The sequence below is a fragment of the Pleurocapsa sp. CCALA 161 genome (assembly GCF_003003995.1).
Classification (GTDB): Bacteria; Cyanobacteriota; Cyanobacteriia; order Cyanobacteriales; family Xenococcaceae; genus Waterburya.
In genome coordinates this window covers 1-21,578 of record NZ_PVWF01000083.1, presented here as the reverse complement: position 1 = coordinate 21,578, position 21,578 = coordinate 1, and the positions used below count along the sequence as shown (strand labels likewise).

Annotated in this window: 18 protein-coding genes; 11 read left to right on the top strand and 7 right to left on the bottom strand. The window is 40.6% G+C overall.

Annotation, left to right across the window (positions count from 1 at the left end; all coding sequences use genetic code 11):
- Positions 1 to 251 precede the first annotated feature (251 nt).
- Both trpS and C7B62_RS17770 read left to right on the top strand, forming a co-directional pair.
- Positions 252 to 1,259, top strand: a complete 1,008-nt coding sequence (gene trpS / locus C7B62_RS17775) for a tryptophan--tRNA ligase (protein WP_106239905.1) — start codon at positions 252 to 254, stop codon at positions 1,257 to 1,259.
- Positions 1,260 to 1,371: 112 nt separating this feature from the next.
- Positions 1,372 to 2,280, top strand: coding sequence for a methylenetetrahydrofolate reductase (locus tag C7B62_RS17770; protein ID WP_106239902.1), 909 nt, complete (start codon positions 1,372 to 1,374; stop codon positions 2,278 to 2,280).
- Between the two features lie 20 nt (positions 2,281 to 2,300).
- Here C7B62_RS17770 and C7B62_RS17765 read toward each other — a convergent pair whose 3' ends face one another.
- On the bottom strand, positions 2,301 to 3,683 hold the full coding sequence (locus C7B62_RS17765; protein ID WP_106239898.1) for a glycoside hydrolase 100 family protein: 1,383 nt from the start codon (positions 3,681 to 3,683) through the stop codon (positions 2,301 to 2,303).
- A 261-nt stretch (positions 3,684 to 3,944) separates the two neighbouring features.
- Between C7B62_RS17765 and C7B62_RS17760 the strand changes: the two genes are divergently transcribed.
- Positions 3,945 to 4,772 carry a COP23 domain-containing protein gene (locus C7B62_RS17760; RefSeq protein ID WP_106239894.1) on the top strand — a complete coding sequence of 276 codons (828 nt, stop codon included), beginning with the start codon at positions 3,945 to 3,947 and terminating at the stop codon, positions 4,770 to 4,772.
- Positions 4,773 to 4,994: 222 nt separating this feature from the next.
- Here the strand turns inward: C7B62_RS17760 and hemE are convergent, their stop codons facing one another.
- Complete coding sequence (gene hemE / locus C7B62_RS17755; protein ID WP_106239891.1) at positions 4,995 to 6,056, bottom strand: uroporphyrinogen decarboxylase; 1,062 nt, start codon at positions 6,054 to 6,056, stop codon at positions 4,995 to 4,997.
- Between the two features lie 271 nt (positions 6,057 to 6,327).
- On the opposite strand from hemE, the gene C7B62_RS17750 reads away from it, so the two are divergent.
- A complete protein-coding gene (locus C7B62_RS17750) occupies positions 6,328 to 6,717 on the top strand; it encodes a hypothetical protein (protein WP_106239887.1) in 390 nt (129 codons plus the stop codon).
- Between the two features lie 192 nt (positions 6,718 to 6,909).
- On the opposite strand, the gene rpiA is transcribed toward C7B62_RS17750, so the two are convergent.
- Positions 6,910 to 7,611, bottom strand: a complete 702-nt coding sequence (rpiA, locus tag C7B62_RS17745; RefSeq protein ID WP_106239884.1) for a ribose-5-phosphate isomerase RpiA — start codon at positions 7,609 to 7,611, stop codon at positions 6,910 to 6,912.
- 279 nt (positions 7,612 to 7,890) lie between these two features.
- Complete coding sequence (locus C7B62_RS17740; protein WP_106239880.1) at positions 7,891 to 8,352, bottom strand: RNA-binding protein; 462 nt, start codon at positions 8,350 to 8,352, stop codon at positions 7,891 to 7,893.
- Positions 8,353 to 8,938: 586 nt separating this feature from the next.
- Here C7B62_RS17740 and C7B62_RS17735 point away from each other — a divergent pair.
- The 3 genes from C7B62_RS17735 to C7B62_RS17725 all read left to right on the top strand — a co-directional run bounded on the left by C7B62_RS17735 (position 8,939) and on the right by C7B62_RS17725 (position 11,739).
- Positions 8,939 to 9,133: an NblA/ycf18 family protein gene (locus C7B62_RS17735; protein WP_106239876.1), complete on the top strand. Its 195-nt coding sequence runs from the start codon at positions 8,939 to 8,941 to the stop codon at positions 9,131 to 9,133.
- Between the two features lie 165 nt (positions 9,134 to 9,298).
- The gene (locus tag C7B62_RS17730) at positions 9,299 to 10,177 is read left to right on the top strand and encodes a universal stress protein (protein WP_106239873.1); all 879 of its coding nucleotides are present in this window, start codon (positions 9,299 to 9,301) and stop codon (positions 10,175 to 10,177) included.
- A gap of 227 nt (positions 10,178 to 10,404) precedes the next feature.
- Positions 10,405 to 11,739, top strand: coding sequence for a histidine phosphatase family protein (locus tag C7B62_RS17725; protein WP_106239870.1), 1,335 nt, complete (start codon positions 10,405 to 10,407; stop codon positions 11,737 to 11,739).
- Between the two features lie 387 nt (positions 11,740 to 12,126).
- On the opposite strand, the gene C7B62_RS17720 is transcribed toward C7B62_RS17725, so the two are convergent.
- Together C7B62_RS17720 and C7B62_RS17715 are read right to left on the bottom strand one after the other, a co-directional pair.
- Positions 12,127 to 13,503, bottom strand: coding sequence for an NAD(P)/FAD-dependent oxidoreductase (locus tag C7B62_RS17720; protein ID WP_106239866.1), 1,377 nt, complete (start codon positions 13,501 to 13,503; stop codon positions 12,127 to 12,129).
- 456 nt (positions 13,504 to 13,959) lie between these two features.
- Complete coding sequence (locus tag C7B62_RS17715) at positions 13,960 to 14,517, bottom strand: DUF2808 domain-containing protein (protein WP_106239861.1); 558 nt, start codon at positions 14,515 to 14,517, stop codon at positions 13,960 to 13,962.
- Between the two features lie 158 nt (positions 14,518 to 14,675).
- Here C7B62_RS17715 and C7B62_RS17710 point away from each other — a divergent pair, with 158 nt between their 5' ends.
- From C7B62_RS17710 to acnB, 4 genes are all read left to right on the top strand, one after another.
- Positions 14,676 to 14,870 (top strand): DUF2862 domain-containing protein, encoded by a 195-nt coding sequence (locus C7B62_RS17710; protein ID WP_106239910.1) that lies wholly within the window; start codon positions 14,676 to 14,678, stop codon positions 14,868 to 14,870.
- Positions 14,871 to 14,922: 52 nt separating this feature from the next.
- Complete coding sequence (locus C7B62_RS17705; protein ID WP_106239858.1) at positions 14,923 to 16,008, top strand: ArsA family ATPase; 1,086 nt, start codon at positions 14,923 to 14,925, stop codon at positions 16,006 to 16,008.
- 95 nt (positions 16,009 to 16,103) lie between these two features.
- A complete protein-coding gene (gene chlG / locus C7B62_RS17700; RefSeq protein ID WP_106239854.1) occupies positions 16,104 to 17,093 on the top strand; it encodes a chlorophyll synthase ChlG in 990 nt (329 codons plus the stop codon).
- A gap of 203 nt (positions 17,094 to 17,296) precedes the next feature.
- Positions 17,297 to 19,918 (top strand): bifunctional aconitate hydratase 2/2-methylisocitrate dehydratase, encoded by a 2,622-nt coding sequence (gene acnB / locus C7B62_RS17695; RefSeq protein WP_106239848.1) that lies wholly within the window; start codon positions 17,297 to 17,299, stop codon positions 19,916 to 19,918.
- A 48-nt stretch (positions 19,919 to 19,966) separates the two neighbouring features.
- Here acnB and C7B62_RS17690 read toward each other — a convergent pair.
- A partial coding sequence (locus C7B62_RS17690) for an ABC transporter substrate-binding protein (RefSeq protein WP_106239840.1) occupies positions 19,967 to 21,578 on the bottom strand: 1,612 nt, incomplete at its 5' end.

The window sequence follows — 21,578 nt, the reverse complement described above, 5'->3', positions numbered from 1 at the left end:
GAAACAGAAACCTAAGTCGTGAGTCTTAGGAATCCCCCACTATATCGGTACTCCGATTAGTGGCGGGAGGATGTCAATAGATAAGCTTTAAGATCAAATAGTAATGACTTTGCCATAGTTTACACGATCCATCTTCAGCTAAAATTTATTCCCAAAAATCATGTAATACTACTGATTTGCATAAGTATTATGCTCTTTTTTAGCTATATTGCTATATTGAAGCAGGATAAAAGCAACAATACACAGATAACATGAGCAAGAAGCGGGTATTATCAGGGATTCAGACTACTGGCAATCTACATCTAGGCAATTATTTAGGGGCAATTCGTAACTGGGTAGACATTCAGCAAGACTACGATAATTTCTTCTTTTTTGCTGATCTTCATGCGATTACAGTACCTCATGATGCCAAAACCTTAGCCGAAAATACCCTGAAAATGGCTGCTGTATATTTAGCCAGTGGGATTGATTTGAACTGTTCGACTATTTTTGTGCAGTCTCATGTGTCGGCTCATAGTGAGCTTGCTTGGTTGCTCAACTGTGTAACTCCCCTCAACTGGTTAGAAAGAATGATCCAGTTTAAAGAAAAAGCCGTTAAACAAGGGGAAAACGTTGGTGTTGGACTACTAGACTATCCTGTCTTAATGGCGGCCGATATCCTACTTTACGATGCGGATCGAGTACCTGTAGGGGAAGATCAAAAACAGCATTTGGAATTAACTAGAGACATTGCAGCTAGAGTGAATGATCAATTTGGTAAACAAAAGCCTGTCTTAAAAGTGCCTGAGCCAATGATTCGCGAGGAGGGAGCGAGGATCATGAGTCTAACTGACGGTAGCAAGAAAATGTCCAAATCCGATCCTTCAGAGCTTAGTCGGATTGAGCTGCTCGATTCTGCCGAGGCAATCAAACGCAAGATTAAAAAGTGTAAGACAGATCCCATCAAAGGTCTTACTTTTGATGATCCCGAACGTCCCGAATGTAATAATTTGCTAACTCTCTATCAGATTCTCGGCAACAAAACCAAAGTAGAAGTAGCAGCAGAGTGTCAGGATATGGGATGGGGACAATTTAAGCCTCTGTTAACAGCAACTACGATTGAAGCACTCCAACCAATTCAGCACAAATATCATGAGTTGATGAACAATCGAGATTATCTTGATTCAGTCTTAAGAGAAGGGGCGAGCAAAGCTAGTGCTGTGGCTAATCAAACATTAACTAGAGTTAAAGATGCACTAGGATTTTTACCACCTCTGTAAACTAACTTTAGGCTGGATTAGCTTAACATAATGGGAATAATTAAACATAACCATCCAAAGCCTAGATTTTGTAGTTAAAAAATACCCATAATTATAATTAACCTTGTATCACATGACTAATAATCTTCGACAGGCAGTATTAGATAAAAAGTTCTTACTGACGGCGGAAGTTGCTCCACCAAAAGGGGGAAACCCTGCTCGAATGATCGAGGTAGCATCAAAGTTAACAGATAGAGTTCATGCAGTTAATGTTACCGATGGTAGTCGTGCAGTATTGAGAATGTCTGCGATCGCTGCTTCGACAATTCTCTTACAGCACGGTATTGAACCAGTATGTCAAATGGCCTGTCGCGATCGCAACTGTATTGGTTTACAAGCAGATCTGATGGGTGCTTATGCCCTGGGTATTCGCAACGTTTTGGCACTGACAGGAGATCCAGTTAAAGCAGGAGATCACCAAAAATCTCGAGCAGTATTTGAACTAGAGTCGGTAAGATTGCTCAAGTTAATTAGTAAACTCAATAGCGGAGTCGATTTTAACGATCAAGTTATGCCCGATGATGCCCTCAATTTATTTGCTGGTGCAGCGGTAGATCCTCAACTAAAAAGCTGGTCAAGTCTACAAAAGAGATTTGAACAGAAATTGGCAGCGGGGGCGCAATTCTTTCAGAGTCAGATGATCACTGATTTTGATAAGCTAGATAAATTTATGACCCAAATTGCCTCAATTAGCGATAAGCCAGTTTTAGCAGGCATTTTCTTGTTGAAATCAGCTAAAAATGCCAAGTTTATCAATAAATACGTGCCAGGAGTAGACATTCCTGAGGCTATAATTGACCGTTTAGCCAAGGCTGAAAAACCACTCGAAGAGGGGGTTAAAATCGCAGCAGAACAGGTTAAACTAGCCCAAGATATTTGTCAGGGAGTACACCTAATGGCAGTCAAGCGTGAGGACTTAATTCCCGAAATTCTCAATCAAGCAGGAATCGAACCTTTATCTATTGCAGCAATTCAAGCTTGAAAATCAGTGAAAATCAGTAATTATAGCTTGACCCAATCATGAGAGATCCAGTCGAGGTATTTAGGTTCATCGATTAACTCTTGAGCCAATAAAAAGCTAGATATTGTCCAATTCTGATACTTTCTAGCTTCTTTCCCGACCAGACGACCGTTTTTACCATCATAATACTCTACCCATTCGTCTTTATGTAAACGTTTGGCTGCAACATCAATTGCTCTTTGCGCTAGATCCGAACGATTCATTTTAACTGCTGCTGCGACAAAAAAGCCTAATAGAACAGGCCAGTTGCCCCCATTATGATATGACCAAGGACGATTTTTGGGGTCACAGCCAGTCAGAATTTGCCAGTCTCGGTTCTTGAGAGCAGGAAAACAAATTTTCATCGGCATCCAGCCAATTAAATCTTCCCATTTTTGCTCAATGGTGTGTAGAATAATTTGTCCCTGTTGCAGTGTTACTAAAGAGGACAAAATTGACATCATATTGCCTAAAGCGAAAAATCGACAGTCCAAGTGAGAAGGACCTAGATTGCCTGCCAAATAACCGCCTTGTTCAGGAAACCATTCACTTAGTTCAGCATAGGGAATTGATTCAGCATAAATATTAAACTGATTTAAAGCATCTTCCCCATATTCTTCCGCATGGTAGCGATAAATGACGTTGAGCTTTTCGGGATCTAGCCAATAATTATGACGAATATGGCTAGTTAAGGGAGGAATACGATTTTCTATTGCCTGAAGAATTTTGGCATTTTCCTTGTTGTAGAGCAATAGTTCTTTGGCGCAGCGCAGAGTAGTATGAAATAGCGCCTGAATCTCCAAAGGATGTCCATTAATACCCATACGACGATCAATCATACAAGCTCCATCAGGAACTAATAAAGTTGGGTACATATCAAATCTTGCCGAGAGACAAAGCTCAATAATCAATCTAATGCCCTTTTGCATTTCAGGACTGTGAGCAAAAGAACTTTCTCCCGTTGCTTTGACGTAAGCTCTGAGCAAAAAAGTCCACCACAGACAAGAATCTACAGGAGTAACTCGACCAATGGCATGGTCGCCAAAATCGGCTTTCAGAAATTCTCCATCTCCCTGATGCAGTACTTTAAAGCTAGCTGGCATTAATCCACGTCCAGGCTCCAAAAAATCGAGCTGCTTTTCTTTGATCTGTAGTTTAAGAGTCTCAAGCAAAAAATTACGGACAATTTCTGTTCTGCCTCTAGTTAAAAATATTAGCGCAGCAGGCACAAAATCTCGGACAAAGCACTGATCGTAATTTAAAGCAGGGGAACTGTAGTCACATGCAGCTAAAGTGCCAATAGGGTTTCCTCGATAGTAAATAATAGATGATTCGAGAGCTTGCCATGCTTCGGCTGCAATCACATAACTTTGTTTGACACTCAATTGTATAAAACCCCTGTTTTTCGATAATCCGCTGATTTTAAGCGAGCCTGGTAATGAATAGAATAACGAGACTTATCTCTAAAGATTTATCTGTTATTATCTACTACTTTATTAAGTTTCTCTGAAACTTTTGCTTTTGTTGATCGTCAAATATACTGAAGAGTTAAGTAAACATGAGGCATTAACCATAATTATCCTCATAATTTTTCTACTCATCACTAACTATTTCTGCGGAAATTAATCAAAGAGTCATTAAGATCTATGAATTTAAATCAGCATTTTAAAACTTTAGTTTCACTAGCTACTATTCCTGGCGCGATCGCTTTTTTAGGCATCCCGACCAAGGTTAATGCTTTGGATCTTAAAGGTTTGAACTTTGGTAGTATTCACCAGTTACGCCAAGTCATTTCTCAAAGCCGACCGCCTGAAGTTATTATTGACCAACCAGGATCTACTTCTCCTTCTCGTACTAATCGTAGCACCACTCGTAATACAGATACTCGATTTAGCTGCGAATTAGTTAATGGTGAGTACACTGTCATGTACTATCCCGAAAGCCAGCCCGATCAAGGTTATGCTTGGGCAATTCCCAGTGCCTTGGGTGGTGGCTGGACTCCTCAAAAACGTTGTGATGCTATTACCTCTCGCTTTGAATCCTATCGTGAGGATGGACTACTGGAGTTAACTACAGGAGCAGAAAATGGCTACAATACCATCTGTGTTACAACCGAAGTAGACCCTCGAGACTGTCGGATTGTCCTGACTGTTCCCCCAGGACAAGATCCACAACTAACTCGCGATTTGATCTTCGATAATCTCTTGGTTGCTGATGATGGTGGTTCAACTCAAGGAGTATATACCTTTGGAGATCGCCAGGGAGGAGGCAGCGATATCTTAGGCGAAATTGGCAAGGTCATTAATGGCGGCAGTAGAAACAGCAGTAATAACTCCCGTAAACCTTCACCTGAAGACATTAATCTAAAACCATTTTTAGACCCCGCTGACGGCGGTACAGGACAATACCTCAAAAGTAATGCTGCTGCGCCAGCACCAGGTAGTTCCGAACGTAAGCCAGACTTGTTTAAGTAAAATAGCTTTTAGCTTTTAGCTTTTAGCTTTTAGCTCAATTAGAAGAGGCTTTAAACCTCTCCTAATTGCTCACTGCTCACTGCTCACTGCTCACTGCTCACTGCTCATTGCTCACTGCTCACTGCTCACTGCTCACTGCTCACTGCTCATTGCTCATTGCTCACTGCTCACTGCTCACTGCTCACTGCTCATTGCTCATTGCTCATTGCTCATTGCTCATTGCTAAGCGTGTGCTAATAATTGATCTGCTTGCTTGGCGGTTTCAAAGAAATAGCGGACATTATCTTCAGGAGTTCCAACTAATACTCCGTGTCCCAAGTTAAGGATGTGTCCTTGATTACCCGCTTTGCGAATTGTATCTAAAATGCGATCGCGAATCACCTCATGAGAACCAAACAAAACCCCAGGGTCAATATTTCCCTGTACTTTCATCTCTTTACCTAGTCGCTGTCTGGCTTCAGCCATATCCACCGTCCAATCTACGTTGACAATATCTGCCCCTGAAGGAGTCATACGCTCAAGCAAACCAGCACTACCGCTAACTAACAAAATCAGTGGTGTATCAGGATGAGTCTGCTTTACTTTACGAAATACTTGCTGTTGATAGGGTAAGGCAAAGGCTTCATAATCTTGGGGACATAATTGCCCCGCCCAAGAATCAAACATTTGCACTGCTTGAGCGCCACAGTCAATTTGATAGCAGACATAAGTGGCGATCGCATCTGCTAGTTTGCTCAATAGCTGATGTAAAATCGTTGGGTCGGAAAATGCCATTCCCTTGATATTCGAGTAGGTTTTTGAACCTTTACCTTCTACGGCATAAGCAGCTAAAGTCCAGGGCGCACCAACAAAACCTAAGACAGTAGATTGATTATTTACTTCTGAGCGCAAGCTTTCTAAAATAGTTTTAATAAAAGGTAAAGACTCTTCTGGTTCTAAAGCCTGTAGCTCATCTACTTGCTGCTGTGAGCGAATTGGCGAACTGATAATCGGCCCTTTCCCTTCGGCAATATCCATTTCAATACCCAAGCCAGGAAGAGGGGTAACAATGTCGGAGAACATAATTACGCCGTCGGGTTGAAAAGCTTTCCAAGGCTGCAAAGAGATTTCAATTGCTACTTCAGGAATCTCAGAACGTTCACGAAAGCTAGGATATTTATCTCTGATATCACGATATGCTTTCATATATCTTCCCGCTTGGCGCATCATCCAAACAGGAGGACGCTCTAATTTTTCGCCACGGGCTGCTCTTAACAGCAATGGCGTTTCCTGTACTTCGCTCATTTTATTAATTCCTGTTTAATATTTTTTTTTAGTGCAACTGCTAGCTTACCATTCCACAAGGGTTTGATTAGCTTGAAGGATTGTTTAATTATGTGAAGCTAACTCGGATCTTTGACTTACAAAAAGTTTTGAATCTGTGAGCGAAAATTCTCTTCTTGTAGGTTACTACAAAGTTCAAAAACTTTATTGTTGAAACTACCTCAAAAATTCAACTAAACTGATATTAGGGTTGATTAACAGTAAAGACCCTAAAAATTAAGGTTGAGCGAATATGTTGGGAAATTTTCAGCAAAGCAACTTGCGAATTGAAGTTAACGCTTCAGAGCAAATGATCAAGGACAGTTTACTCGAAAGCGATCGCTTGAAGCAATGGATGTGGCCCCAAAGCTTTGCCTCCCTATCTGGCAAGTTAAGTCCTGGAGATACTTTCGTTAGCTCTTGGGGATTTGTAGAGATTAATCACAAGGTGGATTTTGTTGACGATCACAGCCTCCGCCTCATACTGAGCAAAGGAATTGATGGTTTTCATGAATGGCACTGGGGCGATGGTTGGTTGCAATCTCGTTTGGAAGGGGTGTCGATTTTACCTCTCAACCTTGGTCAAACTTTAAGCCTATTCCTTTTACGCCAATACCTTAATGTCAATAAGGCTTTATCTTGATTAAAAACTGCCTAGGTGTAAAAACTAGGTATAAAAAGACAGCCAGTTACAACCAGGGCAAAAAAAGTAAGACATTAGAACAAGTAATCCAATCATTTAAAGCGAATTATTGGGGTAGACATTAGAAACATTGCTCATTGCACTTTTTAATTCTTGATAATGCCTACTCCAATGATTTAATCAGTAGATCGATCAAAACTCACTAATTTCTGGCTTACCATCGACGATTTTTCCTACTAAAATAAGATCTGCTACCCCAACAAACAGACCATTTTCCAAGACCCCTGGCAGATTATTAATTTCTTTTTCCATTTCTCCAGGGTTTTTGATGTGGTCAAATTTTACATCAATCACTAAGTTTCCTTGATCCGTCACTACAGGACCTGCTTTTCTTACACCCATTCTCAACTCTGGTTTACCACCTAATGCTGCTAAACTACGCATTACAGGGGCAAGCGCCATCGGAATTACCTCTACTGGTAAAAGAAAGGTCGAACCAAGTTTATCAACCAATTTACCTTCGTCCACTACAACAATAAATTCTTTAGCCAGACTATCTACTACCTTTTCACGGGTATGGGCTGCACCACCACCTTTAATCAAGTTTTTTTGCGGATCTACTTCATCAGCACCGTCGATCGCAATATCGATATGATCGATCGCATCTAGAGTAACTAAGGGAATTTTAAATTCTTTGGCTAATACTTCCGCTTGAAACGAAGTAGGAACACCCTGAATATTGGTGATTTCTCCCTTAGCCAAGCGATCGCCGATATACTCAATAGCATAGGCAGCAGTAGAACCAGATCCTAATCCGACAATAGAGTCCGACTTGACTCGCGCTGCGGCTGCTCTACCTACTTCTTGCTTCATTGTTTTGACAGGATCGCTCATGAATTTAATTTCCTTATCTAGTCTTATATTTGTTTAATCTAGAGTTTATTTTCTCAGATGTTTGCCCCAAAGCTTGAAAAAAGGCTATTTAAAATTTACTTGTTTAACTCATTCTGGATCGTTCTGTTCACCAAAAATAATGGTGACAATTACCCCAGATTTCTTTCCGAGTTATTATCACCGTTATTAATCAAGTTAAAGTTTTACTTCTGACAATTGAGTTGATAGCCTATAGCTAAGGGCGTCACTCGTTTACTACGATATATTCCCTCATGAGCATTAGTTATTGGCTGCTGCCAACATTTCTTTGAGCTTGGCTAATTCATCTGCCCAACGAGGATCGGGCTGAATACTACCCTGTTGTTTTTGAGTATTGGTACTGGGTTTTTTGCCACTGCTGCGTTTGTTCGCAGTTTTACGCTTAGGTGCATCGGTATTACTGCCACCACCATTATTACCTTCGGGTGCTGCTTCAGCATCTTCACTCTTAGAACGAGGTAAGGCTTTTTCGATTTTGATGGGACTGTCCATAAAAGACTGACCGTTATATTTTTCAATAAACTGATCGGCTAATTCATCGGTAGGAACAGTAACAAAAGCAAAACCACGACATTTACCTGTTTTGCGATCTTTGATTACTTTAGTTGAAACTTGCTCTCCTTCATCAGCAAACATAGCTGCTAAAGTATCGCGTTCAATTTCCTCTTTGGGTAGGTTACCCACGTACAAACGAATAGACATAAAACTATAATCTCCCAAGCTGATTGAATTCCAAAAATGTGTGCAGAGCGAACGCTTTTTTAGTGGCAGTTAAGCCAAGATATAAATTGATTATCGAAAAAGTTTTTATCGATGGATTTTTTTTTGTAGACAAAATCGACTTATTTCTATGCCAGATATTCTATTGAAACAGCTTTGCTGACATTGAAATGAGCTAGCTAGATAACCTCATCTGGCTATTATTAGCCATAGTAGTTTAGTCATAGCCCAAGGCAAATTTTACCGCAAAACGGCAGAATAATCTGCGATCGCAATATCGATAAAAAGAGCGCCAGCTAATCAAAATTATCAGTTAAATTTAATTTCAAAATTGCACCTTATGCTAATTATTACAGAATGTTTACGCCCTTAGCCAGTTTATTCAATTTATTTACGTTTCTTCTCCTAAATTTCTGTCTTAAGAAAGAGCTGGAATTTAGCTTAATAGTTGACAATCGGATATATTAGTCAATATAACTAAGTAAAGTATTTGTCAAGTTAACGTAATAATAGCTTACATCTAACAGGACAAATGAATTGCTAATCTCAAACTAAGGAGTGTGGTTTTATGTCAGATTCAATAAAGCTGTCTTTAGAGCAGAAATTTAATATTCGCTCTTTCGAAACTCAAGTAAAATCGATGAGTCACGAGCAGGCTCAAGATTTTTTGGTTAAGCTTTACGAGCAAATGATTGTCAAGGACAATATGTATCAGGACTTTATTCGTCATCAGTGGGGGCTAGATTCTCCTCCTAGTGTATAGGTCACAAGTAAGTGCTTGGTTAAGCCTCCTTCTCTTGCTAAGTTCCAGTAAAATAGCTGGGGATCTGGGGTTGAAACTCAAGAAAAAATAAGAAAATTAAGATTACAGCAACGATTTAACCTTTTTTTGCTAGGGTAAAAAAAAGAAATTTGCTATTTAGCCTGTATGTTTCAAAGCTGCTTAATCTGTACAGATTTTACCGATGGTTTATCTCGTTTAGCCAACTGTGTGCCTAACTTGGCTCAAAGTGGTCTCAAAAAAATAGTTTTTTTTCATAGTGTTCCCCTTTGGGAAGAAGGAGAAGTGCCACGCATCAACGATGAGAAAGTAGAACAAGCCAAGCAACGACTACAAAAAGCTCTAGACAACGCTCCAAATAACCTAGATGTTCAAGTAGAGGTGCTTTCAGGAAAACCTTTAGACACAATTCCCAGAATCTTAAAAAAGCATCCTGTAGAGGTGCTAATAACAGGAACTCCCATCAGAAGTTCGTTACAAGAAAACTTTTTTGGCAGTACCAGTAAAGGTTTAGCAAAGCTCACGAGTCAGCCCTTAAATATTATTCGCCCTGAACTGATTACCACTTATACTTTGGAAGAACTAGAACTTCGCTGTAGTCATTTGTGGCGTTGTTTATTAATTCCTTACAACAACAGCGAAACTGCTCGTTATTTAATTGAGCAAGTTAAAAAGTATGCTCAAAATCGTCCCGATAATTCTTTAAAGCAGTGCATGTTGGTATCGGTGGTTGATGACTGTGTTCGTCAGTCTGTTTTAATCGAAGAGCGAGTCAAAGAAGCTGAAAATAGTTTGAAGTCGGTAAAGCAAGAATTAGAAGCGTTAGATCTGGAGATAAATACTTTAGTAAAAGTAGGCAATCCTGTACATGAGATCACTGCTGCTGCTCTAGACTATGATATTAGCGCGATCGCGATCGCCACTGATTATCGTAACAGTCTGGTACAGTGGACAGTTCGTAGCTTTGCCAATGACATAATGCGCAGTAGTTGGTTTCCCATCCTCTTGTTTTCGCCAAAGAAATGATTAATGATTTGAGTAGCAAAATTATCTAATCCTTCCAGATCTTGATATCTTTTGTCTTCTTGGTAATTCTTTGTCATCATCAAGTACACTATCTAAGGTAAACAAGATTGAGCAATGCTGCTTGAGCCGAGTGCTTTGCAAGTTGCATGTTTGGTTTTTAAGGGAGAGAAAGGAGCACAGATGTCCTTGCCCTACCCGACTTATTGACTTATGGAGAGGAGAAGAGGTTGGCTACTCGTGTAATTATCGTTCGTCATGGACAAAGCACTTTTAATGCCCAAAAGATAATTCAGGGTCGTTGTGATAAGTCTATTTTGACCGAGAAAGGAATGAGGGATGCACGAAGGGTGGGAGAAGCTTTGAGTGGTCTTAAAATTGATGCTTTCTATTGCAGTCCTCTACAGCGTGCCAAACATACGGCAGAGATCATTCATCAGTATTTAACTAATCCTCCCGTCTTACAGCCAACTGAGAAATTAATGGAGATTGATCTTCCCTTATGGGAGGAGATGAAAAAAGATACGGTGATCTCTAAGTTTGGGTCTGAATATCAACATTGGCAGACAAATCCTCAAGATTTCAAAATGCTCGTCAAAGGGCAAGCATATTATCCTGTACGTTCTCTTTATCAACAGGCACAAGAATTTTGGCAACAGGTAATCGCTCAAGACCAACAAACTATTTTAATTACTGCCCATAACGGCATTAATCGCTGTTTAATTATGAGTGCCATTGGTATCAGTGCAGATCGTTATCACTCGATTCAACAGTCCAACTGCTGCATTAATATCCTTAACTTCACAGGTGAATTTGGCGAACCAGTACAGCTAGAATCTCTCAATCAGACTTCCCATGTCGGTATGGCAATTCCTCCAGTGCGCCCAACTCATTCAGGCCCTCGTTTACTCTTGGTACGTCATGGTGAAACCAACTGGAACAAAGAATCTCGTTTTCAGGGCATTAGAGATATTCCTTTAAATGATAACGGGCGATCGCAAGGACGTAAAGCCAGCGTATTTTTACAAGATATTCCCATCGACTTTGCCGTTTCTAGCTCGATGATGCGTCCCAAAGAAACCGCCCAAATCATCCTCGAACACCATGATGGGGTTGAATTAACCACCACCCCAGAACTAATCGAAATTTGTCATGGCTTATGGGAAGGAATGCTCGAAACGCAAATCAAAGCCGAATATCCTGAATTACTTCAGCAGTGGAAAGACAAGCCCGAAACCGTTCAGATGCCAGAAGGAGAGAACCTACAGCAGGTCTGGGATCGCGGAGTTTCCGCCTGGAATAAAATTGTAGCAGCTCATAGCAATACCGACACCTCCGCAACAGGACTAGTGGTGGCTCATGATGCAATTAATAAAGTAATTATTTGCTATCTGCTTGGTCTAAAACCTGATAATTTTTGGAATATTAAACAGGGAAACTGTGCCGTCAGTGTGATTGATTACCCTCAAGGTGCATCGGGTAAACCCGTACTCCAAGCAATTAATCTAACTAACCACCTAGGAGATGGCAGCATTATCGATAAAACAGCAGCAGGAGCGTTGTAGAAGATCTAGATATTAGATAAATTCAGCTAGAGTGCGAAACCCTAAAGGACTAAACTCGTGTTGCTAATCTAATCCTTTAAGGCAAGATATAGCGATACGCACTTATATTAGGACAATCATTACTCGTTATAGTCATTTCAAATAGCAACCAGTGGATCTTATAACGAAGTAACAAGTAACAAGTAACAAGTAAAATTCACCATCATCATTAATACAAAACTACCATAGGGAAATTAATTAAAATGACTATAGTAAGTAGCAAATAAGATTTGACCTTATTATCAATACAAAACTACCATAAGGAAATTAATTGGAATGACTATACTTGTTACTTATGAGCAAATAACTTTAATATGTCCTAACCTAATCTTGCACCGCTATATCTGCTTATGCAGACACGGATACTGGCTCTTGTTTTGACTGAGGTGTAGATTCTTTCCCTGGCTGAGGAGGATTAATTTCTAACTGTAAAGAAGTATTGATGGTGATTAAACGCGCTCCTCTTCCCTGAGTAAAGTAGTTCCACGCCCACTGAATCATGACGATTAGTTTATTATCAAACTCAATCAGGTAGTAGATGTGAGCAAACACCCAAATAATCCAGGCGATAAAACCAGAGAATCGAGCAAAATTAAGATCGACGACGGCTTTATTTTGACCAATTACTGCCATGCTACCCAGATCTTGATAGCTAAAGGGTTTAACCTTTACGCCAATTACTCTTTTGGCGATTAAATTTGCCACGTATTCTCCTTCTTTCATTGCTACAGGGGCAACTCCAGGTAAAGGACGTTCACCTTGATGAGGGAAGTTAGCTAAATCACCAATGACGAATACATCAGGATAATCTTTGATACTTAAGTCAGATTCAACAACTACTCTGCCAACACGATCTAATTCTGCTTTTGTGCGCTCGGCAAGCACTTTACCCATAAACGATGCTCTAACTCCCGCAGCCCAAAGAATTGTATGAGCTTTAATAGTTTCGGTTGTTTCACCCTGACGATAAGTTACAGAATGATCGGCAATATTGGTTACTAAAGTCTTAGTCTGAACCTCTACACCGAGTTTTTCTAATGACTTTTGAGCTTGGACTGAACACTCTTCAGGATAGGGAGGTAGGATGCGCTCCATCCCCTCAAACAACACAATTTTTGCTTGGGTAGTATCAATATCGCGAAAGTCATCTTTAACTGATTGATGAGCAATTTCAGCGATCGCTCCAGCTAACTCTACTCCAGTAGGACCCCCACCAACAACAATAAATGTTAATAAAGCTTGACGCTTTTCTGGGTTTGTCTCTTTTTCTGCTGCCTCAAACGCCGTAAATATCCGACGACGCATTTCCAAAGCATCCTCTACGGTTTTCAAACCTGGAGCATCATTCTGCCACTGATCGTTACCAAAGTAATGATGACTTACACCAGTTGCTACCACCAAGGCATCATAATTTAATGCTTCTCTTTCTTCTAAATAGACTTTTTTGGCATCAGGATCGATATCAACAACTTTATCTAATAAAACCTGAGTATTTTTATGTTTACTCAAAATCACCCGCAAAGGAGAGGCAATGTCGGCAGGGGATAGAGTACCTGTCGCCACTTGATATAGCAAAGGTTGAAATAAATGAAAATTACGTTTGTCAATTAACGTCACTTTGACGGGGGCATCTTTAAGAGATTTAGCTGCATAAAGTCCGCCAAAACCACCGCCGACTATTACTACATGAGGGAGATCTGTCTGCTTGGTTTGAGTGTTTTTCATAGAAAAATTAGGGAATTAGAATTAGTATTACTGCGCTTAATAAATTTGCTTATATATCAACAATCAGATAAGTCGAAAATTTGTTTTCTAGCAATTATATACTAATATTAACTTTTGTAAATCAATCTCCAACAAATCTCGCTATTTATGTTGTCAAACGCATAATTGTTTTAGGGTTTCAATACTAGGTTTAGCTTTTTTGAGGCGATAATGATGTAGCTAGAGCAACAAAATCTTGCTTAATGTTACAAATACAACAAATAAAAGTGATTAATCACTGCAAACGATGATTTTTGAGGGCAGTGTTAATATCCTAAATTCTGTTGAGTTTTTAAGAGCTAAGTAGCTGGGTGGAATTAAATATAAAATAACGGATTCTTATTTTTCTCCCCTACTCCCCTATCTCCACTACTCCACCACCTCATATCAGTCTTCAAATTAATTATGCCTAGCTACTTAAAAAGGATCACTATCGTTGCTATCAAAATGTAATCGTCCCGCACCTAAGTACATCCCGCGAGCTTTGTCTCCTCTAGGGTAAGCCGTGACACCAAATAAATACACGCCCCCAAAGTCAGGATTACTTCTCGGCTTTAAGCCAATGGTGATGCTATTACCTGGGGGGATTGGCTGGTTAAACTGCACTGTAATCTTTTCTGTAGCTTCATCTGTCTTAGCGATCGCCTGTATGCGCTCTGCTTTATCGCGATGACTACCTAAATACACCTCAGTTTCTTCGGGCTTAAATTTAATTTCGTCTCCACCACTGCGTTGTTGAATTACCACCTCTTGCAAGGGTTCACCAATGTCATCGGGCAATTCAAGATCAAAATAGTATCTTGCTTGTCTGACTCTAACTCCACTAAAAGTAGTATAGGCATCGAGCAGCAATAATCCTGATTCAAAAGAGACTGTGCCATCAGGTGCTTGAACTGCTTGGGCGGGAAGCTTAATTGCGCTGCTTAAAGCGATCGCCATTAACCCATATCTCCACCGATAAAATGTTTTAGTCATGTACTCCATAACTAATAAAAATAAGTTTCTTTAGTTATTTTAGCGATTCCAACTTTGAGTAGCCAAAGTGATTTTGGAGAATTTCTGACTTTTAAGAAGGGGTGGTTTTGCTCTAAACTGTGAGTTGGCTCATTATAATTCAGGATAAATTCATAGCAATGGAAATCGGGCAAAAGGTAAAAGTTTATCGGCTCAAAGATCGAGTGAATAGGAACGTTGCGGGAACGTTAGGAAAAGTCGGCATCATTAAAGAATATAAAATGACCGATGGTAGTGGCGTTGGTGTGGTAGTTCAATTTGACGATCGCACCTCAACCTGGTTTTTTGAGGATGAAATCAAACCCGTAAACTAGTCATAATAAATTAAATCCATAACAGACTAAAATTTTCACTAAATTCTTAAATATGTCCTTGATCGTCACCTTTTTAGGTAAAGGCGGTACGGGTCGCACCATTAGCGCGATCGCAACTGCTAAAAAACTAGCTACAGAAGGGAAAAAAGTGCTTTTGATGGGGCAAGATCCTACCCCTGCTTTTGGTTTAATCTTAGGCGCAACGCCGACTACCGAACCCCAAGAGATTGGTGCTAATTTTGCCGTGATGCAGTTAAATTCTGCTGTCTTGCTAGAAAATAGCTGGGAACAAGTTAAGCAAATTGAAGCCCAATATTTGCGATCGCCAATTCTTAAACAAGTATATGGTCAAGAGTTGGGTGTCTTGCCAGGCATGGATCGGGCGTTGGCCCTCAATACCATTCGCGAATATTATCAAAAAAATCAATATGACGTAATTGTTTATGACGGAACGGGAGGCATCGATACGCTGAGGATGTTTGGTTTGCCTGACATATTAAGTTGGTATTTTCGCCGTTTTCGCGGAATTTTTGCTGAGTCTGACATTGTAAAAACTTTATCTCCTTTCGTCCAACCTGTAAGCAGCGCTATTTTAAATACTTCTTGGTCGGCTAACGATCTTAGAGGCAACACCAATAATCCTGCCACCCAAATGCTCGAAGATGGTACAGCAGCATTAAGCCAGGGTAAGGTGATGGCTTATTTAGTCACTACAGCCGATCCTGTGGCGATCGCTACAGCTAAATATCTCTGGGGGAGCGCCCAACAGGTTGGTTTGGGCGTTGGAGGAGTATTGCTACGAGGAGAAACTGAAACGACTGAATTTGAACCTCTACCAATTACCTCTATGCCGAATTACGACGGTAGCAACTGGCAGCCTTTGATCGATCAATTGCCAAAAATGCCAGCAAGTGTCGATATTCCCAAAGCAACAGAATTCATCATGGCAGAGCGTAAGATTAAAGTATTCTTGCCAGGATTTGACAAAAAAGATGTCAAGCTAACGCAATATGGACCAGAAATTACCATTGAAGCAGGGGATCAACGACGCAATATTACCCTCCCTCCTGCTTGGAGTGGTAACTCAGTTACAGGGGCAAAATTTACCAATGGTTATTTGGAAGTAACGTTAGGTTAGTTAAGTAGGGGCGAATAGCTGTTCGCCCGTATAAGATCTAGGTAGGGAAAACAGCAGTAAAAGAGTCAAGAGCAAATAAACGTTTATATATCATCATGTCTGATTCCACCAAGAATCCCGAAAAACTAGATAATTCAGGTAATTCTAAGGCTCGTCAACTGCTGGGAATGAAAGGCGCAGCAGCAGGAGAAACATCTATTTGGAAAATACGTCTTCAGCTAATGAAGCCGATTACCTGGATTCCCCTGATCTGGGGCGTTATTTGTGGTGCAGCTTCTTCGGGCAATTATACCTGGACAGTTGAAAACTTCTTACTTTCGGCAGCCTGTATGTTACTTTCAGGCCCATTGATGACGGGGTACACGCAAACCGTTAACGAGCTATATGATCGCGACATTGATGCGATTAACGAGCCTTACCGACCGATTCCTTCGGGAGCAATCTCTCTTGCCCAAGTGAAAGTGCAGATTTTTGTCCTGTTATTGGCTGGGATAGCTTTGGCTTATGGTTTAGACCTAGCAGCGGGTCATGATTTCCCCACCATCCTCTGTATTGCCTTGGGTGGATCATTTATAGCCTATATATACTCCGCACCACCATTAAAACTGAAGCAAAACGGCTGGCTAGGTACTTATGCCTTGGGTTCAAGCTATATTGCCCTGCCTTGGTGGACGGGTCATGCCTTGTTTGGGGATTTAAACTGGAAAATCGTCATTTTGACTTTAATCTATAGTTTCGCTGGGTTGGGGATTGCCATTGTCAATGACTTTAAAAGCGTCGAAGGCGATCGCGAATTAGGTCTAAAATCTTTGCCTGTCATGTTTGGGGTAACCACCGCAGCTTGGATTTGCGTAATTATGATTGATGTATTTCAAATTGGCATTAGTGGTTATTTAGTATCAATCCATGAGAATCTTTACGCCACCATTGTCTTTTTACTGGTTATTCCTCAAATTGTTTTTCAGGATATGTATTTTTTGCGTAATCCTTTGGAAAATGATGTTAAATATCAAGCCAGCGCCCAACCATTTTTAGTCCTTGGGATGCTGTTTACAGGGATTGCTTTAGGACATGCAGGAATTTAAATCAATGAACAATGAACAATGAACAATGAACAGTGAACATCGATTGCTCAATGTTTAACGATCGCGCGACTATTGATAACGTGAAGCTTAATAGACAATATCTCATTCAAAAATACTCTTTGTGAACAAAACAGACTAAGAGATCGATGAGAGAATAAATATTCTGTTATTTATCTGCATATTAGAAAGGAGAACTAAATATAATGCTAGAAGGCTATAGAAAACACGCAGCAGAAAGAGCAGCCTTGGGTATTCCTGCTTTACCTTTAACGGCGCAACAAACTTCAGAATTATGTGAAATTTTAAAAAATCCCCCTGCAAGTGAAGAAAAGGAACTTTTAGGGTTATTGCGCGATCGCGTCCCCCCTGGTGTAGACGATGCAGCCTATGTTAAAGCAGGTTTCTTAACTGGTGTAGCCAAGGGCGAAATTAACTGTCCAGTTATTTCGGCAGTAGAGGCAGTATATTTATTGGGGACGATGATTGGTGGCTATAATGTCCATTCTTTGGTGGATTTGCTCAAGTCTGATAATGGTGCGATCGCCGAGCGTGGAGGGAGTTCAATCGCTACAGAAGCAACTACAGCTTTAAGCAAGACTTTATTAGTGTTTGATGCCTTTAACGACGTATTAGAACTGGCTAAAAGCAATTCATTTGCCCAGCAGGTAATTGATTCTTGGGCAGATGCAGTCTGGTTTACTAGTCGTCCTCAGCTTCTTGAAGCGATTACTGTAACTGTATTTAAAGTACCAGGAGAAACCAACACTGATGATTTGTCTCCTGCACCTCACGCCACTACTCGCCCCGATATTCCCCTCCACGCTTTGGCCATGCTAGAGTCGAAAATGCCTGATGGCTTGGAGACTATTGCCCAGTTAAAAATTAAAGGTCATCCTGTCGCTTATGTTGGTGATGTCGTTGGTACTGGTTCATCTCGTAAATCGGCGATCAACTCCGTGTTGTGGCATATCGGCAATGAAATTCCCTTTGTGCCTAACAAAAAAGCTGGTGGCTATATTTTAGGTAATAAAATTGCACCCATTTTCTTTAATACAGCAGAAGATTCAGGAGCATTACCGATTGAGTGCGATGTCTCCCAGATGAAGACAGGAGATGTAATTACCATCTATCCCTATCAAGGCAAGATTACTAACGAAGCGGGTGAGGTGATTTCTACTTTTACCCTCAAACCTGACACAATCATTGATGAAGTGCGTGCGGGGGGGAGAATTCCCTTGCTTATTGGTCGTGCCTTAACTGATAAAACTAGGGCAGCCTTAAATTTGCCTGTCTCAGAAATCTTTACTCGTCCATCTCTACCAGAAGACACTGGCAAAGGCTTTACTCTAGCGCAAAAAATGGTCGGCAAAGCCTGTGGTTTACCTGGGGTTCGTCCTAATACATCCTGTGAACCAATGATGACTACCGTTGGTTCTCAAGATACAACAGGTCCAATGACTAGAGATGAATTAAAAGAGTTAGCTTGTCTTGGTTTCAATGCCGATTTAACTCTGCAAACTTTCTGTCACACCGCCGCCTATCCCAAGCCGGTGGATATCAATACTCACAAGAATTTACCAGATTTCTTTTCTACTCGTGGTGGTGTCGCCTTACGTCCAGGAGACGGAATCATTCATTCTTGGTTAAATAGAATGTTATTGCCTGACACAGTGGGGACTGGTGGCGACTCCCATACTCGCTTTCCTCTCGGGATCTCCTTCCCTGCTGGTTCTGGGTTAGTCGCCTTTGCCGCAGCATTAGGAGTAATGCCTCTGGATATGCCCGAATCTGTGCTAGTTCGCTTTACAGGGGAATTACAGCCAGGAATTACCCTCAGAGATATTGTTAATGCTATTCCCTGGGTAGCTATCCAACAAGGAAAACTAACCGTCTCCAAAGAGAATAAGCAAAATGTCTTTAATGGACGAGTCATGGAAATGGAAGGCTTACCCGATCTTAAGGTAGAACAAGCGTTTGAGCTTACCGATGCTACTGCCGAGCGTTCTTGTTCTGGTAGCACCATAAAACTGAGCGAAGCTACCGTTGCCGAATATCTGCGTTCTAATGTGGCGTTACTCAAAAATATGGTTGCCCGTGGTTATAGGGATGGTCGCACTTTAATGCGTCGGGTTGCCAAAATGGAGCAATGGCTTGCTAATCCTAAATTAATGTCTGCGGACAAAGATGCAGAATATGCTGACACTATTGAAATTAACCTCAGCCAAATCACTGAACCGATTGTTGCTGCACCCAACGATCCTGATAACGTCAAACTCATGTCAGAATGTGCGGGAGACAAAGTAGATGAAGTGTTTATTGGTTCTTGCATGACCAACATTGGACACTATCGTGCTGCTGCCAAAATTCTTGAAGGTGCAGGAGTCGTCAAAGGAAGACTTTGGGTATGTCCTCCTACTCGCATGGATGAAAAGCAACTTCGAGAAGAAGGAATATATGGCATCTTTGCTGCTGCTGGCGCACGAACTGAAATGCCTGGCTGCTCCCTCTGTATGGGTAATCAAGCCCGCGTGGAAGACAACGCCACTGTCTTTTCGACTTCTACCCGTAACTTCAACAACCGTATGGGTAAAGGCGCGCAGGTTTACTTGGGTTCGGCAGAATTAGCTGCCGTCTGTGCCTTATTGGGTAAGATTCCTACAGTAGATGAATATATGGCAGTAGTCAAAGAAAAAATTGCTCCTTTTGAAAGCGATTTATATCGCTATCTCAATTTTGACCAAATTGAAAATTTTGCCGATGAAGGTCGAGTAATTCCTTTGGAAGAAATGCCTAAAATTGAGGATATTTTGGGTATGCCTGTGTAATTTTTCCTGGTCTTGAGATCCCTTCTCTAGGGAGGGATCATCTTGATATTACTCAGCGATCTTTAACTGATCCAGATTCCAAAATGCACCACCCAAAGCCGAATATTCAACTCCTTCAATGTTATTGCGTACTGCTGCCATTGAATAGGGATTAACGAGATAAATTAGCGGTAGTTTTTCTGAGCCTAACTGTTGAACTTTGGCATAAATTGCTTTACGCTTTTCTATATCTAGCTCTTTTGCTCCTTCGATATAGAGTCTACCTATTTCTGCTTCCCAATCAGCAATTACTCTTCCTTCCAAACCTTCTACAGGCTGGTTAAACATATGAGAGTTACCGTCTGGCGACCAAAGGTTAAAGGCACTATTAGGTTCGTTTCCTCCTGTAAAACCTAACAAAATACATTCCCAATCAAGAGAACTATCTATCTTACCAATTAAAACATTAAAGTTAATGGTTTTAAAATTAACCTTCATGCCAATTTTGGCTAGGTCTTCTTCAATTTGATTCCCTATGGCTTCGGCAGTTGGACTACCAGTATTCGTATTCAGGGTAAATTTGACTCGATTCCCTTGAGCATCAAATAGTTGACCTTGTTCATTGTATGTAAATCCTGCTTCTAACAACAATTCTTTTGCTTTTCGGGGATTGTATGGATACCCAGCCAAACCATCGTAGTAATAAGGAGATTGTTTAGAAATATCAGATACTTGTGGCTCACCTAATCCTCGAAAGATATTCTTGATCATACGCTCGCGATTAATTCCGTAGGATACTGCTTGCCTGAAATTTACATCGTTAAACCAACGAGATTTAATCGGATTAACTACAGGTTTACCATTTTGCTTACCTTGATTGAGATTAAACGTGATAAAGTTTGTGCCATAAGCTGGTCCTCCATTGTAAATAGTAAAATTTCCCCTATCCTCCTCTTTTTTGAGCAGGGAAAAATTTTGTGCAGACACGGCCAGTGTATCTAGGCTACCAGAGCGAAATTGTAACAGAGCGTTGTCGGTAGATTCGACAATTTCCCAAACTACTTTTTTAATATGGGGAAGATCTTGAGCCTCAAGATCTTTTTTCCAGTAATAGGGATTGGCTTCAAAAACGAGTCTTTGAATAGTAGTATAACTTGCTATTTTATAAGCACTATTGGCAACAATTTTTTCTGGAGAGGTATCCACTGTCCAAGTAGAAAGAAATTGCAACTTTCCCTCTTGGTCTTTTTGTTCTACAGTTTTACGCAAAATATGAGCTGGTAAAATTGCTGCACTTGTAGCTCCCAGAAAGGGGGCAAAAGGTTCAGGAATAGAAAACTTGACCTGTCGATCATTGATTTTGGTTACTTTAGGTAAAGTTCCATTCTGACCAATTCTTAATACATCCCTTGTACCCGAAGGAATATCAGGATTCAAATAAAGCTGATTGTAAGTAAACAAGACATCGTCTACCGTTAAAAGATGACCATCAGACCACTTTAGATTTGGTCTTAAAGTATAAATAGTTCCCAGCTGATCATCTGAAATTTCCCAAGATTCGGCTAAAGCTGGCTCAATTTTTCCTGTAATTGGGTTTTCACTCACTAAACCATCAAATAGCATTGTACGTACGTCGGCACTAGTTTTATCGCCAGCTAATACAGGGTTAAAAGTTTTAGGA

Excerpts from the sequence above, each read along its gene's own strand:
- C7B62_RS17735 (WP_106239876.1), top strand. The coding sequence starts at position 8,939 with ATGTCAGATTCAATAAAGCTGTCTTTAGAGCAGAAATTTAATATTCGC.
- acnB (WP_106239848.1), top strand. The coding sequence starts at position 17,297 with ATGCTAGAAGGCTATAGAAAACACGCAGCAGAAAGAGCAGCCTTGGGT.
- chlG (WP_106239854.1), top strand. The coding sequence starts at position 16,104 with ATGTCTGATTCCACCAAGAATCCCGAAAAACTAGATAATTCAGGTAAT.
- C7B62_RS17705 (WP_106239858.1), top strand. The coding sequence starts at position 14,923 with ATGTCCTTGATCGTCACCTTTTTAGGTAAAGGCGGTACGGGTCGCACC.
- C7B62_RS17730 (WP_106239873.1), top strand. The coding sequence starts at position 9,299 with ATGTTTCAAAGCTGCTTAATCTGTACAGATTTTACCGATGGTTTATCT.
- C7B62_RS17710 (WP_106239910.1), top strand. The coding sequence starts at position 14,676 with ATGGAAATCGGGCAAAAGGTAAAAGTTTATCGGCTCAAAGATCGAGTG.
- C7B62_RS17770 (WP_106239902.1), top strand. The coding sequence starts at position 1,372 with ATGACTAATAATCTTCGACAGGCAGTATTAGATAAAAAGTTCTTACTG.
- rpiA (WP_106239884.1), bottom strand. The coding sequence starts at position 7,611 with ATGAGCGATCCTGTCAAAACAATGAAGCAAGAAGTAGGTAGAGCAGCC.
- C7B62_RS17740 (WP_106239880.1), bottom strand. The coding sequence starts at position 8,352 with ATGTCTATTCGTTTGTACGTGGGTAACCTACCCAAAGAGGAAATTGAA.
- trpS (WP_106239905.1), top strand. The coding sequence starts at position 252 with ATGAGCAAGAAGCGGGTATTATCAGGGATTCAGACTACTGGCAATCTA.
- hemE (WP_106239891.1), bottom strand. The coding sequence starts at position 6,056 with ATGAGCGAAGTACAGGAAACGCCATTGCTGTTAAGAGCAGCCCGTGGC.
- C7B62_RS17715 (WP_106239861.1), bottom strand. The coding sequence starts at position 14,517 with ATGACTAAAACATTTTATCGGTGGAGATATGGGTTAATGGCGATCGCT.
- C7B62_RS17750 (WP_106239887.1), top strand. The coding sequence starts at position 6,328 with ATGTTGGGAAATTTTCAGCAAAGCAACTTGCGAATTGAAGTTAACGCT.
- C7B62_RS17720 (WP_106239866.1), bottom strand. The coding sequence starts at position 13,503 with ATGAAAAACACTCAAACCAAGCAGACAGATCTCCCTCATGTAGTAATA.
- C7B62_RS17760 (WP_106239894.1), top strand. The coding sequence starts at position 3,945 with ATGAATTTAAATCAGCATTTTAAAACTTTAGTTTCACTAGCTACTATT.